At 70.7% G+C, this 15,650-nt stretch carries 14 protein-coding genes and 1 tRNA gene; 9 read left to right on the forward strand and 6 right to left on the reverse strand.

The features are described from left to right. Positions 1-54 precede the first annotated feature (54 nt). From ISU07_RS13310 to ISU07_RS13325, 4 genes are all read left to right on the forward strand, one after another. Positions 55-1,263 carry an O-antigen ligase family protein gene (locus tag ISU07_RS13310; protein ID WP_194707279.1) on the forward strand — a complete coding sequence of 403 codons (1,209 nt, stop codon included), beginning with the start codon at positions 55-57 and terminating at the stop codon, positions 1,261-1,263. Next, the gene (locus ISU07_RS13315; RefSeq protein ID WP_194707280.1) at positions 1,260-2,597 is read left to right on the forward strand and encodes an MATE family efflux transporter; all 1,338 of its coding nucleotides are present in this window, start codon (positions 1,260-1,262) and stop codon (positions 2,595-2,597) included. The genes ISU07_RS13310 and ISU07_RS13315 overlap by 4 nt, the downstream gene beginning before the upstream one ends. Further along, a complete protein-coding gene (locus tag ISU07_RS13320; RefSeq protein ID WP_228521828.1) occupies positions 2,587-3,747 on the forward strand; it encodes a glycosyltransferase family 4 protein in 1,161 nt (386 codons plus the stop codon). Before ISU07_RS13315 ends, ISU07_RS13320 begins: the two co-directional genes overlap by 11 nt. A 100-nt stretch (positions 3,748-3,847) precedes the next feature. Continuing rightward, a complete protein-coding gene (locus ISU07_RS13325) occupies positions 3,848-4,438 on the forward strand; it encodes a phosphatase PAP2 family protein (protein WP_194707281.1) in 591 nt (196 codons plus the stop codon). On the opposite strand, the gene ISU07_RS13330 is transcribed toward ISU07_RS13325, so the two are convergent. The 3 genes from ISU07_RS13330 to ISU07_RS13340 form a co-directional block, all read right to left on the reverse strand. Then, the gene (locus ISU07_RS13330; RefSeq protein ID WP_194707282.1) at positions 4,332-5,267 is read right to left on the reverse strand and encodes a glycosyltransferase family 2 protein; all 936 of its coding nucleotides are present in this window, start codon (positions 5,265-5,267) and stop codon (positions 4,332-4,334) included. The two genes, ISU07_RS13325 and ISU07_RS13330, sit on opposite strands and share 107 nt — an antisense overlap. Then, complete coding sequence (locus ISU07_RS13335; RefSeq protein ID WP_194707283.1) at positions 5,264-6,124, reverse strand: class I SAM-dependent methyltransferase; 861 nt, start codon at positions 6,122-6,124, stop codon at positions 5,264-5,266. Before ISU07_RS13335 ends, ISU07_RS13330 begins: the two co-directional genes overlap by 4 nt. 129 nt (positions 6,125-6,253) lie before the next feature. After that, on the reverse strand, positions 6,254-7,861 hold the full coding sequence (locus ISU07_RS13340; RefSeq protein WP_194707284.1) for a right-handed parallel beta-helix repeat-containing protein: 1,608 nt from the start codon (positions 7,859-7,861) through the stop codon (positions 6,254-6,256). A 178-nt stretch (positions 7,862-8,039) separates the two neighbouring features. On the opposite strand from ISU07_RS13340, the gene ISU07_RS13345 reads away from it, so the two are divergent. Together ISU07_RS13345 and ISU07_RS13350 are read left to right on the forward strand one after the other, a co-directional pair. Then, a complete protein-coding gene (locus ISU07_RS13345; RefSeq protein ID WP_194707285.1) occupies positions 8,040-8,225 on the forward strand; it encodes a hypothetical protein in 186 nt (61 codons plus the stop codon). A 26-nt stretch (positions 8,226-8,251) separates the two neighbouring features. Continuing rightward, positions 8,252-9,346, forward strand: a complete 1,095-nt coding sequence (locus tag ISU07_RS13350; protein WP_228521830.1) for a hypothetical protein — start codon at positions 8,252-8,254, stop codon at positions 9,344-9,346. A gap of 74 nt (positions 9,347-9,420) precedes the next feature. On the opposite strand, the gene ISU07_RS13355 is transcribed toward ISU07_RS13350, so the two are convergent. The 3 genes from ISU07_RS13355 to ISU07_RS13365 all read right to left on the reverse strand — a co-directional run bounded on the left by ISU07_RS13355 (position 9,421) and on the right by ISU07_RS13365 (position 11,999). Continuing rightward, on the reverse strand, positions 9,421-10,401 hold the full coding sequence (locus tag ISU07_RS13355; RefSeq protein WP_323742596.1) for a ribose-phosphate diphosphokinase: 981 nt from the start codon (positions 10,399-10,401) through the stop codon (positions 9,421-9,423). Between the two features lie 42 nt (positions 10,402-10,443). Beyond that, entirely contained in the window at positions 10,444-11,919 is a 1,476-nt protein-coding gene (glmU, locus tag ISU07_RS13360) for a bifunctional UDP-N-acetylglucosamine diphosphorylase/glucosamine-1-phosphate N-acetyltransferase GlmU (RefSeq protein ID WP_228521831.1), read from the reverse strand. 1 nt (position 11,920) lies between these two features. Further along, positions 11,921-11,999 (reverse strand) — tRNA-Gln (locus ISU07_RS13365). A 177-nt stretch (positions 12,000-12,176) separates the two neighbouring features. Between ISU07_RS13365 and ISU07_RS13370 the strand changes: the two genes are divergently transcribed. From ISU07_RS13370 to ISU07_RS13380, 3 genes are read left to right on the forward strand one after another with little or no spacing between them, the layout of a single operon-like run. Then, positions 12,177-13,490 carry a UDP-glucose dehydrogenase family protein gene (locus tag ISU07_RS13370; RefSeq protein WP_194707287.1) on the forward strand — a complete coding sequence of 438 codons (1,314 nt, stop codon included), beginning with the start codon at positions 12,177-12,179 and terminating at the stop codon, positions 13,488-13,490. Further along, complete coding sequence (locus ISU07_RS13375) at positions 13,487-14,830, forward strand: glycosyltransferase family 4 protein (protein ID WP_323742597.1); 1,344 nt, start codon at positions 13,487-13,489, stop codon at positions 14,828-14,830. The genes ISU07_RS13370 and ISU07_RS13375 overlap by 4 nt, the downstream gene beginning before the upstream one ends. Beyond that, positions 14,827-15,630 carry a sugar phosphate nucleotidyltransferase gene (locus ISU07_RS13380; RefSeq protein ID WP_194707288.1) on the forward strand — a complete coding sequence of 268 codons (804 nt, stop codon included), beginning with the start codon at positions 14,827-14,829 and terminating at the stop codon, positions 15,628-15,630. The genes ISU07_RS13375 and ISU07_RS13380 overlap by 4 nt, the downstream gene beginning before the upstream one ends. The last annotated feature ends 20 nt before the right edge of the window (positions 15,631-15,650 follow it).

Genomic DNA, 15,650 nt, shown 5'->3' on the forward strand with positions numbered 1-15,650 from the left:
GTGCGTCAGACGCGCGCGCCCGATGCGCACCGCAGAGACCCCTCGATGTGAGCGATGACGATCCAGAGGATGACGGCTGGCCGGCCCGCCGAGACGACGGCACAGCCTTCCCGCGACTGGCGCTTGCAGGCCACCTGGGCGGCGCTGTTCCTGAACGTGCTCCCGTTCACCGGCGACCACCTGCTGCCGCTGCCGGCGATCGTGGGGCAGCTCATCGCCCAGGGCGCCCTCCCCGTGGCGCTGGTACTCGCGCTGTTGGCCAACCCACGGGGGCTGGTCCGGCCCAACGTCCACGTGGTGCTGTTCTCCCTGCTGTGCCTCCTGGCCGTCATGGTGAGCCTGCACAACCCCTTCCTGGTGTCCTCCACCTACCGAGCGCTCCGGTTCTCCGGCTACGTGCTGGTCCTCTGGCTGCTCTCCCCCTTCTGGGGACGACGGGACCTGGCCTTGCTGCGCTGCCACCGCGTCTGCCTGGTGGTCGTCCTGAGCTCGGTCGCGCTGGGTGCCGTGATCTCGCCGGGGAAGGCGTTCGCCTTCGACGGCCGGCTCGCGGGCATCATCTGGCCGGTCTTCCCCACCGCGGTGGCACACATGGCCGCGATCCTGGCCGGCACCTCCGCGCTGCTATGGATGTGCCGCGTCATCTCCGGCCGGAATGCTGTGGCGACCATCGTCCTCGCCGCCCCGGTGCTGGTGGCCACCCACACGCGCACCGCCCTCCTGGCCGGAGCCGTCGGGTTGGTGTGCGCATCTGCCAGCCTCTTGCTCGCGCGCTCCCGTGCGCGTCGTACGTGGATCTGGGGTGGCGTGCTGAGCACGGCGGTCTTCGTGGTCTTCGCCTCCGAGCTGATGTCGTGGCTGCTGCGTGGGCAGACCGCGAGCCAGGCGTCCGGGCTGACCGGCAGGACCACCGTGTGGTCCCAGGTCCTGGACCACCCGCGCTCGCTCGGGCAGCAGCTCTTCGGCTCGGGCATGTCGAACCTGTCCTTCAACGGGAGCGCGATCGACAGCAACTGGGTCGGCACCTACCTGGACCTGGGTCTGGTCGGGGCGGCCATCCAGATACTGCTGCTCGCGATCCTGCTCTTGACGGCGTTGACCCGGCCGTCGGGTCCTCGGCGGGCGGTCGCGATCTTCCTGATCGTCTACTGCATCTTCGCCTCGATCACCGAGACCGGCCTGAGCGGTCCGTCCGCCGTCGTCCTCGACCTCGCCGTTGCCTCCGCCCTGATCGCGCGGCCCTCCGAACGACCGACCGGATGAGCGATCTGGTGGAGCCCACCGAAACGACCGTCCCGGGGCGCTCGGGACTGGTCGGCCGGGTCAGCTGGGGCATCCTGGACCAGGCTGTGTCGAGCCTCGGCAACTTCGTCCTCAGCATCTGTGCGGCCCGCGGACTACCGGTGTCGGGGTTCGGCGCCTTCAGCCTGGCCTTCGTGTTCTTCATCTTCCTGGTCAACGCCTCGCGCGGCGTCGCCACCGATCCGCTGATGGTGCGCTTCAGCGGTCCGGAGACTCCGGAGTGGCGCCGCGCGGTGAGCGCGGCCAGCGGCGCGGCCCTCAACCTCGGACTGCTGGCGGCGCTGTGCTCGCTGGCCGCTGGGCTGGTGGCCGGCGGGCCGGTGGGGACGTCCTTCGCGGCGCTGGCGGTAGGACTTCCCGGCCTCCTCCTCCAGGACAGCTACCGCTGTGCCCTCTTCTCGCGAGGTCAGGGCAAGAGGGTCTTCCTCAACGACTTGCTGTGGTCGGTGCTGCAGGTGGCCGGGCTGGGCGTGCTGCTGTCGCTCGACAAGGTCTCCATCACCGCGCTCATGCTGGTCTTCGGTGGCACGGCCACGGTCGCCGCCGGGTTCGGCTGGTGGCAGACGGGGCTGGCGCCGAGGCCGACCTGGACCCGGTCCTGGTTCGCGACGCACCGCAGCCTGTCCGGTCGCTACCTGATCGAGAACATCGCCGTCGGCGGCGCCCGTCAGGTGCAGGTCTTCGCCCTCGGTGCGGTCGCGGGGCTGGCCGCTGTCGCGCAGCAACGGGCGGCCGAGATCCTGATGGGACCCTTCCTCATCCTGCTCGCCGGGGTCGGCCAGGTCTCGGTGCCCGAGGCCCGGACGGTGATCGGCCAGGACCCCGGTCGGCTACGCCGCTTCTGTCTGACCCTCGGCGGCATCCAGGCCGCCCTGGCGGCGGGCTGGGCGGTCGCCGCGATGATCGTGCTGCCGTGGGGTCCGGGAGAGCTGCTGCTCGGCGACCTGTGGCGTCCGGCGCAGCGCCTCCTCGTCCCGCTCACCCTGATCTACGTGCTCGGCTTCTTCCACGCCGCCCTGACCGCGGGGCTGCGGGCGCTGGGCGCGTCGCGACGCAGCCTGAAGGCGCAGCTGGTCACCTCGACCCTCTTTGCCTCCTTCGGCGTCGTCGGCGCCTACCTCGGGGCGGCCTGGGGCGCGTCCTGGGCCGTGGTGATCGGGCTGGTCATCGGGCTGGCGACCTGGTGGGTCCAGCTGGGCCACGGCGTACGCGACTACCAAGCGCAGGCCCGGGTCACGCCGGTCGACCGGGATCGGTCCGAGTCCACCACGGAGAGGAGCATCGATGTCACGTGACGGCATGCGGGTGGCGATCAACCTGCTGACCGACCACCCGGAGCACCCTTCGGGGGCCCACTGGGGCTGGACCCGCATGGTCCCCGAGATCGCCTCTCGTCTCGTCGACGGTGAGGAGCTCCACCTCGTGGTGAGCCCCAGGTCGAAGCCGCTGCACGAGTACCCGGGGTCGAACGTCCACTACCTCATGGCGCCCTGGTCCAACGAGCACCAGCGGCTGCGCACGCTGAGCGAGCAGCTCTACCTGCCGCCCCGGCTCCGGGCTGCGGGCATCGACGTGTTCAACACGCTGATCGCGCCCCTGGTCAGACCTGCGCCCGGCGTGGTGGCGCACTTCAAGACCTTCCAGGCCTTCAACGACCCGGGTTCGCTCTCGCCGGCGGTGCGTGCCTACCGCAGGATCGGCTACCCGCACACGGTCAAGATGGCCGACGCCATCGTCGTGAACTCCGAGGACCTGCGCGCCGAGGTACTGCGCTACCTCGACGTCGACCCGGGCAAGCTCCGCCTGGTCCCGGAGGCCGTCGACCACGACACCTTCCGGCCCGGTGACCCGGAGGAGGCGCGGGTGCGGGTGAAGGAGAGGGGAGTGACCCGCCCCTTCGTGCTCTTCGTCTCGTCGCTGTGGAGGTACAAGAACGCCCACGGACTGATGCGTGCCTTCGCCCAAGCCAGGTCATCGCTCGAGGGTTACCAGCTGGTGGTGGTCGGTCCCCTCCGTGAGGAGGAGTACGTCGGTGAGCTGCGCCGGCTCGCCGAGGAGCTCGGCATCGCCGACGACGTGGTCTGGGTCGGAGGCGTGCCGCTGGAGGAGACCGTCGACTTCTACCGTTGTGCCAAAGTGTTCGCCTACCCGTCGTTCAACGAGTCGTTCGGGCTGCCGATCCTCGAGGCGATGGCGTGCGGCTGCCCCGTGGTGACCTCCGACCGGACGGCCACGCAAGAGACGGCGGGCAGTGCCGCGATCCTGGTCGACCCGGACGACGTGGAGCAGATCGCGACGGCCCTGGTACGCGCGTGCGGCCCGGACCATGAGGCGCTGCGCGGCCGCGGCCTGGAGCGGGCCGCGCAGTTCACGTGGGCCGCGACCGCCGAGAAGACGCTCGCGGTCTATCGAGAGGTCCACCAGGCTCGTGTCCAGGCACGGTGACAGGCGCCCGACCGCCCGTCGACGGCCCCCCGTCGCCCTGACCATCTCGGCGATCGCAGGGACCCTCTACCTCCTGCTGACTGGTCTGGTCGCGGACCACATGGTGGATGCCCTCGACCAGACGGCCCGCCACCGGTCGCGACCGGGGAACGTATGGGGCCCGCTGCAGCTCCGGGCCGACCACATCGTGGAGGGGCTCAAGCCGGCCCACGTCGTACCCCTGTTGCTGGTGGTCGTCCTCGCGTGCGCCGTCGTCCAGCGGTCATGGCGGCCGGTCGTGGTCGGAGCGGTCTCGGTGCTGTCGACGGGCGCGCTCGTGGTGGCGACGAAGATCCTCGTCGCGCGTCCCGACCCGGGCGGCAACATCGCCACCATCGGCGGCGCCTATCCTTCTGGCCACACCGCGGTCCTGATGGCCGTCGCGGGCGCCGGTCTCCTGGCGATCATCTCGCGGCCCGCATGGTGGTCCTGGGTGTCCCCGGTCTTGGGCGACGCGATGATGGCCTTCTGCCTGGTCGTGCAGACCACGCACTGGCTCAGCGACGTCGTGGGGGGCATGCTGGCCGCCTTCACCGTGCTCGGGCTCAGCGCGTGGGTGAGCTCGCAGTGGGATGTCCGCCGGCTCGGGTGGCAGCGACGGCGCCAGTCGCCGAGCCGCCAGAACCCCGCAGCCTCGTCCGGGCGGCGCTGACCAGCCAGCCCGCGACCTCCGCCAAGCACACCCACCTTTCGCGGGTGGACAGCGGTGCGGCCAACACCGCGCGCACGAAGCCGGCGGCGTACTCGACGTACATGCGGGCCATCGGGTGAACCAGAGGGTTGCTTCGGCCGACCCCCATCTTGGTGGCCCTCGCGCGCCGGGAGCCGTGCGAGGCCTGGGCTTCGTGCTGGCGGTTGGAGAACAGCACTCGCGGGACCTGGACGAACGGTCCGGCCAGGGCCAGCTCCGCCACGAAGGTGCGGTCGGAGTTGTAGTAGTCCTGCTGCGGTCGGACGCTGCGGAGGACCTCGGTGCGCACGATGCCGTAGAAGTCGGTGCCGCCGGGCGAGACGCGCAGCACGCTGCGCAGCCGCGCGCGAGGCGAGGGGTTCGCGGTGTCCAGCGGGTAGGGGTCGGCGGAGATCACCTCACCCTGCCCGTCGATGGTGCGGTGCCAGCTGTGCGCCAGCACGGCCTCCGGGTGTGCCTCGAGCGCCTCGACGCAGGCCCGGAGCAGGTCCGGGTCGTAGCGGTCGTCGTGGGAGGCGAACTTGAAGTACGGCGCGCGGGCCAGCGCCACCACCGCCCTGTGGTTGCCCACGGCACCGAGGTTGCGGGCCTGGCGGACGTAGCGGATGCGGGGATCCCGGGCGGCGTACTCCTGGCAGATGGCGGCCGTGGCGTCGGTGGACGCGTTGTCGGAGATGATCAGCTCGAAGTCCGTGAGCGTCTGCGCGAGCAGGTCGTCCAAGGACTGCCGCAGGTAGCGCTCGGCGTTGTAGACGGGCAGCCCGATGCTGACCCGGGCTGCCGACGTCATGTCGCCCGCGCCTTCAGGTGCACCCACAGGTGCCATCCGAGGCGCCCCGCACCGGGCAGGCCGTGCACCGGCAGGGGTGGCGCGTGCATGTAGGTCTGGTGAGCACGCTCCACGACGAAGTCGGGGAAGTCGCGTTCCACGTCGCGGAGGTCGTAGACGCGGGCGAACGGGTTCAACGGCCCGTCGGTGCTGCGGTGCACGAAGTTGTCCAGGGCCAGGTAGTGCCCCAGCCCGGCCTCCTCGGCGTTGGCGAGGTGCCGTCCGAGCATGGTGTCCGGCGCGACCCGGCTGCGCACCGGGTAGGCGGCGAGCAGCGCGGCCCGGCGGACCAGGCGGATGCTCACCTGGTAGTTGAGGGACCGGCGCGCGTAGAGCATGACCACCAGACGGCCACCGGGCTTCAGCACGCGGTGGATCTCGGCCTGCGCCTGGCGGATGTCCGGCACGTGGTGCAGCACCCCGTGGGAGAAGACGATGTCGAAGCTGTCGTCGGGCCACGGTGTGGCGAGCACGCTGCCTTGCCGGAGGTCGTCGTACGCCAGGTCCCGCAGCGCCAGCCGGGTGCGCACCCGGGCGACGGACTCGGGGGTCAGGTCCAGGCCCGACCAGCGGGCACCCCGCTTGATGAGCTGCTCGGACTCGGCCCCCTGGCCCAGGCCGACCTCCAGCACCCGCTGCCCGCGCCAGTCGACCTCGTCGAGACACTCGAGGATGTGCCGCTCCTGGCGGTAGCGCCAGTGGTCGTAGCTGGCGAAGAACTTCTCGTAGTCGTCGTCGAAGCCCTCGTGCAACCCGCCGACGATGTCGTCCCCGCACGGATGGGTGTTCCAGAAGTCCTGCACGCGCGCTTCGTCCACGTGGCCCCCTCGGCTGCGGCCCGGCGAGCTCCCCCTGGCGCGCGCACGACCGCAGGTCATTCTAAGCCGGGAGCCACGGCGCGACCCAGTGGTCTGGTCCACGCAGTCGGGGCGCGACCGGCCTGCTGATCAGCTCCGCGTGCTGCCGGCGTCCTGGTGGTAGGGCGCGGACCGCCAGGTCGACCAGGACACCTGCGGCCCGAGCAACCGGATCATGAAGCGCCACGGTCCGTGGTAGGCGTTGGCGCGCCAGACGTTGTCCTGGGCGAGCGAGATGGCATCGGGCACGACGTACTTCAGGTACGGCGCCCACTCGGGCACCGTGCCGTAGGTGGACACCAGGCTCATGAAGCCGCACCCGTGCTCCACCGTGCACCCGGGGATCTTCGTGGGGTCGAACTCGAACGTGTTGCGCACGACGCGCAGGTGCTGGGTCTTCCACCGGCAGTCGTCGATGTAGGGCGCGGTGCCGATGAGGTCGGGGTCACCGCAGCGGGCCACGGTCGCCACCCCGGGGTTGACCAAGGTGCTGTAGTCCGCACTGACGTTGTAGGGCGACCCCGCGAAGCGGCCGGGGTGCTCCCAGGCCATGATCCCGGACCAGTTGTCCACGAACAGGTTCCCGGAGATCCGCAGGTGGCGTCCGTAGAGGCTGCCGGCGCGCTGGTCGCTGCCCGACTCGGAGATGTAGATCGCGGGCGTGCCGTCGAGCGACTCGAGGCCGATCTTCCAGCCGTTGCGGACGAAGGTGTTGCGGCGGATGAGCGCGTTGTAGCTGATCTCGTAGAACAGCCCGACGTCGTCGTTGTTGGCGATGTAGTTGCCCTCGAAGAGGAATCCCACGTTGTCGGTGTCGGCCCATAGGCCCGGGCCGTGGTTGTCGTGAACGTAGTTGTCGACCACGCGGGCGCCACGGGTGTCCCAGAACTTGCCGCCCCCGGCGCAGCCGCAGCCCGGCTGGAGGTTCTCCCAGTCGGCGGTGTTGTTGCCCACGATCTCGTTGCCGCGCAGCACGACGTCGTGCGCCGGCCCGTTGGACTCGTGGGCCGCGAAGCCGTACTCGCCGTTGTCGCGCAGGCAGTTCTTCACCACGCGGGAACCGTCGGCCAGGAAGACCCCGGCGCCGGCGTTCTGCTGGATCGTGCTGTGGTCGACGACCCAGTCGTTCCCCGACCCGCTGTTGACCACCGTCTCGCCCGGGTTGTCCTGCACGCTCTGCCCGAAGTTCTCGATCGTCAGGTGCGAGATCCGTACGTCGTGGGCGCTGCTGCTGAAGGCGTAGCGGTTGACCCGCCGTCCGTCGAGGACGGCGCCCGGCGCACCGATGTAGACGTTCCCGTTCTTGGGCTGGACCTGGTCGAAGGCGCCGCCCGGGATGATGTGCCGGCCGGGCTCGAGCCAGAACGTGGTGCCGGCCGGGGCCCGCGCTGTCAGCCGTTGGAGGCTCTGCGAGGTGCTCACCTTCCTGGCGCCAGCCGGCTTGGACGCCGGGCCGTCCAGCTGTGCCGTCCCGCAGACCGCGCGCGGAGCACCGGCCCCGGCGGACCGAGCCGAGACACCAGCCAGGGGGGCGGCGCGGTGCTGGGTGACCGGAGACGCGACCGCACTCGTCGACAGTGCCCCGAGCGACGGTGCGCCGGCGGCCAGGGCGGGCAGGACACCGAGGAGGCCCACGACCCCGGCCAGGAGCGAGATGGACAGCCGCCCGCGTCGCGGCCCCGTGTGGCGCTCGGTCATGCTGGTCACCTCGGTGCCTGGGAAGCGCGGTCCTCGCGACGCTAACACGCCGGCCGCTCCGAGTGGTCTGGACGTCTCGGGAGGAACCTGCCCGTGGGCCTACCTCGTCCGCGACCCGGGGCCGCACAATGATCCAAGGTCGTCCCGCCAGGGGGGAGGGGATGACCGAGGGGGGCTCATGGAGGTCGTGCTCGTGCGCGGCGGTCTCGGGATGCGGATGCGGTCCGACGCCCGCTTCCTGCCCCGACCGATGACACCCGTCGCCGTGCGGGCCGTGCCGTGGCACGACCTGCGGCGCGGCCCTTCGGCGTACGACCGACGGGTCCGCGTCATCGACCAGCTCTCGCCCGCGACGGTCCACTGACCCTCGCGCACCGATTGGAGACACCCGTGGAGACCAGCGAGCGCAGACACAAGACGATGAACGGCGTCGCCGTCGGCGACGTGGTCCAGGTACGCCCGCCGGAGGAGATCCTCTCGGGGCTCGACGACCGGGGCGAACGGGAGTCGATGCCGTTCATGCCCGAGATGCTGAAGTTCGCGGGGCGTCGGTTCGTTGTCGAGTCGATCTCGCACAAGACCTGCGACACGGTCAACTGGACGGGGATCCGCAAGGTCGAGAACACCGTGCACCTGTCCGGGGTGAGGTGCGACGGGTCCGCGCACGGTGGGTGCCAGGCGGGCTGCCTGATCTTCTGGAAGACCGACTGGCTGACCCGGGTGTCCGGCACCGGAGAGGTCGAGCCGGACTCCGTGGCGAACGCCGAGGTCGCGGCACCGGCCGAGGGGCCGGCGCCGACCGGGTGCACGGCCGAGCGGCTGCAGGAGGTCGCGCACGGGGCGTGCCGGGACGACGTGACGCCGTCCGACGGCCCGGTCTACTCCTGCCAGGCCACCGAGCTGCCGCGCTTCGTCGGCGCGGAGATCCCACGCTGGAACCTGCGTCAGTACGCCGACGACGTGCAGTACGGCAACGCGTCCTCGCGCAGCGTGCTGTGGGGCATCCTGGTCGGCTTGTTCAACCTCGGACAGACTGCCTCCAGCAAGCTCCTGCCCCGGTGGCTGCGGGTCAGGGCCGGGGTCAAGTACCCCTTCATCGTGCCCTCGGCCGAGCGGATGGCGGCGGCCAACCTCGGCCTGGAAGCCGGCGACTGGGTGCGGGTCAGGAGCGCCGAGGAGATCGGGAAGACGCTCGACAAGAACTACCGCAACCGCGGGCTGTACTTCGACCGCGAGATGCTCAAGTACTGCGGCCGGACCGTCCAAGTGCTGCGCAGGGTCGACCACATCATCGAGGAGCCGACCGGACTGATGATCACGATGAAGACCCCGTCGGTCATCCTGGCCGGGGGCATCTGTGCGGCCGACTACCACCGGAGCTGCCCGCGGGCGATCTACGCGTACTGGCGGGAGAGCTGGCTGGAACGCGTCCCCGCACCCGAGCCCGCCGACCGGGCGATCGAGCCGCAGGCTGCTCAGGGCTGAGTGATGCCACGACCCATCGGGGGTCCCCGCGATGGCGACGCGACCACCTCTGGGAGGGTATCCGGGTCGACGCGCTAGGCGTGACCGTCGAACATCGATGTGACCGAGCCGTCCTCGAAGACCTCCTTGATCGCCCGCGAGAGCAACGGGGCGATGGAGAGCACGGTCAGCTTGTCGAAGTGGTTCTCCGGCGGGATCGGGAGGGTGTTGGTGACCACGACCTCGGTCGCCGAGGAGTTCTTCAGCCGGTCGACCGCGGGCCCGGACATCAGGGCGTGGGTGGCGGCGATCACGACGCCCGCGGCGCCGTCGGCCATCAGGGCCTCGGCGGCCTGCACGATCGTGCCGCCGGTGTCGATCATGTCGTCGACCAGCACGCAGATGCGGTCGTCGACGCGGCCGACGACGCGGTTGGCGACGACCTCGTTGGGCCGGTCCTCGCGGCGGGTCTTGTGGATGAAGGCCAGCGGCGCGCCGCCGAGGCGGGCCGACCAGCGCTCCGCGACCTTGATGCGGCCGGCGTCGGGGGAGACGACGGCGAGCTGCTGGCCGGCGTACTTCTCCTTGACGTAGTCGGCCAGGATCGGCAGCGCCATCAGGTGGTCGACCGGTCCGTCGAAGAAGCCCTGGATCTGGTCGGCGTGGAGGTCGACGCAGATCAGCCGGTCGGCACCGGCGGTCTTGAAGAGGTCGGCCATCAGCCGCGCCGAGATGGGCTCGCGGCCGCGGTGCTTCTTGTCCTGGCGGGCGTAGCCGTAGAACGGCTGGACGACGGTGATGCGCTTGGCCGACGCGCGCTTGAGGGCGTCGACCATGATCAGGTGCTCCATGATCCACTCGTTGATCGGAGCCGTGTGGCTCTGGATCACGAAGGCGTCGCAGCCGCGGACCGACTCCTCGTAGCGGACGTAGATCTCGGAGTTCGCGAACTCGTACGCCGACGTCGGCACCAGGCGGGTGCCGAGCTGCTGGGCGACCTCCTCGGCGAGCTCGGGATGCGCTCGACCGCTGAAGACCATCAGGTTCTTCTTGGTGGTCTTCTTCAGTCCGCTCACGCGCATCTCTCCTGGATAGCCAGCCGGACGGGGAAGGTGGGACTAGTGTCCCCCACCCTGGTCGTCGGACGCACGCCCGGGTCCGCGGTGGGCCTCCTCGGCCGCCTCGGCCTGCGGCGTACCGGCCCGTTTGCTCGGCACCCAGCCCGGCAGGTTGCGCTGCGGACCGCCCGAGACGGCGAGCGCGCCGGGCGGGACGTTGCGCCGCACGACGGTGCCGCCACCGGTCGAGGAGCCGTCCCCGAGCTCGACGGGGGCCACGAAGGTGTTGTTGGAGCCGCCGCGGAACCAGCGACCGACCTTGGTCCGGTGCTTGGCGATGCCGTCGTAGTTGGCGAAGATCGTGCCCGCGCCGATGTTGGCCTGCTCGCCGATCTCGGCGTCGCCGACGTACGACAGGTGCGGGACCTTGGCGCCGTCACCGAGGTGGGCGTTCTTGGTCTCCACGAAGGTGCCGATCTTGCTGCGCGTGCCCAGGATCGTTCCCGGCCTCAGCCGCGCGTAGGGACCGACCTCGGCGCCGTCGCCGATGACGGAGAGCTCAGCGTGGGCCCGGACGACGCGGGCACCGGCGCCGACCTCGCAGTCCTTGAGCGTCGTGTCCGGACCGATGACGGCGTCCTCCGCGACCACCGTCGCGCCGAGCAGCTGGGTCCCCGGGAGGATGGTGACGTCCTCGGCCAGCTTCACGTCGGCGTCGATCCAGGTGGTCGCCGGGTCCATGACGGTCACCCCGTCGCGCATCCAGCGGGTGACGATCCGCCGGTTCAGCTCGCGGCCCATCTCGGCCAGCTGCACCCGGTCGTTGGCGCCCTCGGTCTGGGCGACGTCGTCGATCGGGAAGGCCCCGACGGTGAGCCCGTCCTCGCGGGCGATCCGCACGGTGTCGGTCAGGTAGTACTCGCCCTTGGCGTTGTCGTTGGTCAGCCGCGGCAGCGCGCCCACCAGGAACTCGGCGTCGAAGGCGAGGATCCCGGAGCTGATCTCAGCGATCTCGCGCTGCTGGGGCGTCGCGTCCTTCTCCTCGACGATCCCCTCGACGTCGCCCTCGTCGTTGCGCAGGATCCGCCCGTAGCCGAACGGGTCGGCCACGATGCCGCTGAGGATGCTGACCGCCTGCTCGGCGGCCCTGTGGTCGGCCACGAACTTGCGCAGGCTCTCTCCCTCGAGCAGCGGGGTGTCGCCGGTCGCCACGACCACGGTGCCCCGCGACGTACCGCTCGTCTCCATCGCCACCCGCACCGCGCCGCCGGTGCCGTCGAGCACCTCCTGCACCGCCAGCACGACGTCCGGCACCAGCTCGCGCACGTGCGTCGCCACCTGCTCGCGCTGGTGCCCGATGACCGCGACCACCCGATGTGGCTCGAGCGTGCGCACGGCCGCCAGCACGTGACCGATCATCGTGCGTCCCGCGATCGGGTGCAGGACCTTCACGGTCTTGCTCTTCATGCGGGTGCCGCCGCCGGCCGCCAGGACCACGACGGTCAGCTCGTGCTCGTTCATCGGGCGTTCGCTCATGCTCCCCGGGTAGGAGTCGAACCTACGTCGCTAGTCCTGATTCAAAGTCAGGCGGGCCCTGCCGGCAGACCAACCGGGGATTGCTTGCCTCGGCAGAATAGGCCCGCGCCGCCCCGAGCCCCGCCCCGCCCGCCTGGGAGGCGCCTTCCCCAGAGTTGAGTATTGGACGCGACGACCTCCGACCGCCTGCGCACGCCCAACAAGGCTGAGCCCGGCAGATCCGAGGCGGGTCCGCCGACTCTTGAGGGGGGGTGCCGGTGAAGGTCGCCGTCTTCGGGCTGGGCTACGTCGGCACCGTGACCGCCGCCGGGCTGGCGCACGCGGGGCACTCCGTCGTCGGCGTCGACGTCGACGCCGCGAAGGTCGCCGCCATCAACGTCGGCGAGAGCCCCGTGGTCGAACCCGGCATCGTCGAGCTCCTGGCCAGCGGTGCCCGCAACGGCAGCCTGCGCGCGACGACGTCGGTGGCCGAGGCCCTAGCGAACGCCGAGCTGTCGCTGATCTGCGTGGGGACGCCGTCGGGCATCCACGGCAGCACCGACCTCAGGTACGTCGAGCGCGTCGTCGCCGAGATCCGCGCGGCCATGGACGTGGTCGAGCCCCCGGCCGGAGGCTTCCACGCCGTCGTGGTGCGCAGCACCGTCCCGCCCGGCACGGTCGAGCGGCACGTGGCGCCGGTGTTCGCCGACCCGGTGCCCGGCTGGGAGGTCGGGACCGCGATGTGTCCGGAGTTCCTGCGCGAGGGCGTGGGGGTCGAGGACTTCTTCGGACCGCCGTTCGTCGTCGTCGGCACCGCCGACGACCGGGCCCGGGCCGTCATGGCGGAGCTGTTCGCCTTCCTGGGCCTGGAGGTGCGGCACGTCGCCGTCTCGACGGCCGAGTCGCTGAAGTACGCCTGCAACGCCTTCCACGCGACCAAGGTCTCGTTCGCGAACGAGCTCGCGAGGGTGCTTCACCCCTCCGGCGTGGACTCGCGCGAAGTGATGGAGATCTTCTGCGAGGACTTCAAGCTGAACCTCGGCCCGGCCTACCTGCGACCAGGTTTCGCCTACGGCGGCAGCTGCCTGCCCAAGGACCTCCGCTCGCTCCTGCACCTGGCGCGCGTGAACGGCGTCGACGCGCCCCTGCTGGCCGGGACCGCCGTGACCAACGAGATGGTCGTCCGTGACGTCGTCGAGCGCGTCATCGAGACGGGCAAGCGCCGGGTCGCCCTGCTCGGGCTCAGCTTCAAGGCCGACACCGACGACCTGCGGGAAAGCCCGAGCGTCGACCTCGCGGAGCGCCTGATCGGCAAGGGCTTCGACGTCCGCATCTACGACCCGATCATCAATCCGGACAAGCTGGTGGGCGCCAACCTGCGCGATGTCGAGGCGCGGTTCCACCTGAGCCCTCTGCTCGCCAGCACGGCCGAGGAAGCGCTCGAGGGGGCCGAGGTGGTGCTGGTCGCCTCGTCCGCGATCGTGGTCACCGAGGCGCTCCTGACTGCCTCCCCCGCACACCTCATCGACCTGTCCGGCCGGCTCGACGCCGAGATCGAGCGCCTGCCCGGATACAGCGGGGTCGGCTGGTGAGACAACGGCCCCGCGTCCTGATCATCGTCCAGAACCTGCCGGTGCCCTTCGACCGGCGGGTGTGGCTGGAGTGCCAGACCCTGCGTGACGCGGGGTACGACGTCACCGTGGTGTGCCCGCGCGGCAAGGACACCGGCGCCTACCAGGTCGTGGACGGGGTGACGATCCACGCCTACCGCCCGTACGCGCCGGGCGGGAGCGCCATGGGCTTCGTCATCGAGTACGCGTACTCGTTCCTGGCCACGGCGCGCCTGGCGCTGAAAGCCCGCCGGCATGGCCGCTTCGACGTGGTCCAGGCCTGCAACCCGCCGGACATCTTCTGGCCGCTGGCGATGTGGCTCCGGTCCCGGGACGGCTCCCGCTTCGTGTTCGACCACCACGACCTCTGCCCCGAGCTGTTCGAGTCGCGCTTCCCCGACGGTTCGCGGATGGCGCTGCGCGGGCTCAAGCTGTTGGAGCGTGCCACCTTCCGGACCGCCGACCGCGTCACCTCGACCAACGACTCCTACCGCGCCGTGGCGATGCGCCGCGGCGGCAAGGCGCCCGCGCACGTGACCGTCGTGCGGACCGGTCCGGACCCCGACGTCATGCGCCGGGGCGCCCCCGTGCCGTCAGAGCGCCGCGGACGCGCGCACCTCGCGGCCTACCTCGGCGTGATGGGACCGCAGGACGGCGTCGACGTGGTGCTCGCCGCCGCCGACCACATCGTGCACACGCTCGGGCGCACCGACATCGCCTTCACCCTGATGGGAGGCGGCGACTGTCACGACAAGCTCCTTGCAGAGCGCGACCGGCTGGGCCTCCAGGAGTACGTCGAGCTGCCCGGCCGCGTGCCGGACTCGTACGTCGTCGACGTGCTGTCCACCGCCGACGTCGGCCTGTGCCCCGACCCGCTCAACCCGCTCAACGACGTGTCGACGATGAACAAGACCATGGAGTACATGGCCTTCGGGCTTCCCGTGGTCGCCTTCGACCTCCACGAGACCCGGGTGTCGGCGGGAGACGCTGCCGTGTACGCCGAGCCGTCGTCCGGATCCCAAGGCTTCGCCGCGGCCCTCCTGGACCTGCTCGACCACCCCGACTCCCGAGCTGTGATGGGTCTGCTCGGACGCCAGCGCGTGGAGACCACGCTGGCCTGGCACCACCAGGCGCCGACGTACCTCGCCGTGTACGACGACCTCACCGGCCGGGTCCGTACGCCGGTACCCGTCGAGGCGGAGGTCGGCGAGCCCGTCCTGCACCTGGTCGACGGCGTGGTGACACGTCCGGCGGAACATGCGCCCGGACGGGTGGGGAAACACGTCGCGGGGCTCGCCCCGGAGAGGGCGGACGCGTCATGAAGGTGGTGCTCTTCTGCGGCGGCCTCGGGATGCGGATGCGGGCCGACAACCAGTCCCTGCCCAAGCCGATGATGCCGATCGGCAGCCGCCCGGTGCTCTGGCACATCATGCGGTACTTCGCGCACTTCGGTCACACCGAGTTCATCCTCTGCCTCGGCCACGGCGGGCCGGCGGTGAAGGACTACTTCCTGGACTACCGCGAGACGACGTCCAACGACTTCGTGCTGACCAAGGGAGGCCAGCACGTCGACATGCTGAGCACCGACATCAGCGACTGGACGATCACCTTCGTCGACACCGGCATGGACACCGCCATCGGCGAACGTCTACGCCGCATCCGGCCCTACCTCGAGGGCGACGAGTACTTCCTGGCCAACTACGGCGACGTGCTCACCGACGCGCCGATGAACGCCCTCATCGATGAGTTCGTGCGGACAGACGCGGTGGCCCAGTTCCTCGCGGTCAAGCCGCAGGACTCCTTCCACGTCGTCGAGACCGACGAGCAGGGCCGCGTGACCGGCCTGGTCCCCGCCGGCCACCTGCCGTTCCGCATCAACGGCGGCTACTTCGTGCTGCGCCAGGGGATCTTCGACTACCTCGACGAGGGCGACGACCTCGTCATGGACGGCTGCGTCAAGGCCGCCCGGGACGGCCGGACGCGCGCCGTGCCGTATGACGGGTTCTGGGCGCCGATGGACACGCTCAAGGAGCGGACCTACCTCGAGGACCTGTACCGCCGCGGCTGCAGCCCGTGGGCCCTCTGGCGCAACGAGAGCGGCGCCGGCCGGCACTCGGCCTGAGCACTTCCCCCCTGATCCCT

The sequence above is a fragment of the Nocardioides islandensis genome (assembly GCF_015352455.1).
In the GTDB taxonomy this organism is placed as follows: Bacteria; Actinomycetota; Actinomycetes; order Propionibacteriales; family Nocardioidaceae; genus Nocardioides; species Nocardioides islandensis.

Bases quoted from the DNA above. Each gene is read 5' to 3' on its own strand.
- ISU07_RS13325 (WP_194707281.1), top strand. From the start codon at position 3,848: ATGGTGGATGCCCTCGACCAGACGGCCCGCCACCGGTCGCGACCGGGG.
- ISU07_RS13315 (WP_194707280.1), top strand. From the start codon at position 1,260: ATGAGCGATCTGGTGGAGCCCACCGAAACGACCGTCCCGGGGCGCTCG.
- ISU07_RS13340 (WP_194707284.1), bottom strand. From the start codon at position 7,861: ATGACCGAGCGCCACACGGGGCCGCGACGCGGGCGGCTGTCCATCTCG.
- ISU07_RS13320 (WP_228521828.1), top strand. From the start codon at position 2,587: ATGTCACGTGACGGCATGCGGGTGGCGATCAACCTGCTGACCGACCAC.
- ISU07_RS13330 (WP_194707282.1), bottom strand. From the start codon at position 5,267: ATGACGTCGGCAGCCCGGGTCAGCATCGGGCTGCCCGTCTACAACGCC.
- glmU (WP_228521831.1), bottom strand. From the start codon at position 11,919: ATGAGCGAACGCCCGATGAACGAGCACGAGCTGACCGTCGTGGTCCTG.
- ISU07_RS13380 (WP_194707288.1), top strand. From the start codon at position 14,827: ATGAAGGTGGTGCTCTTCTGCGGCGGCCTCGGGATGCGGATGCGGGCC.
- ISU07_RS13310 (WP_194707279.1), top strand. From the start codon at position 55: ATGACGATCCAGAGGATGACGGCTGGCCGGCCCGCCGAGACGACGGCA.
- ISU07_RS13345 (WP_194707285.1), top strand. From the start codon at position 8,040: ATGGAGGTCGTGCTCGTGCGCGGCGGTCTCGGGATGCGGATGCGGTCC.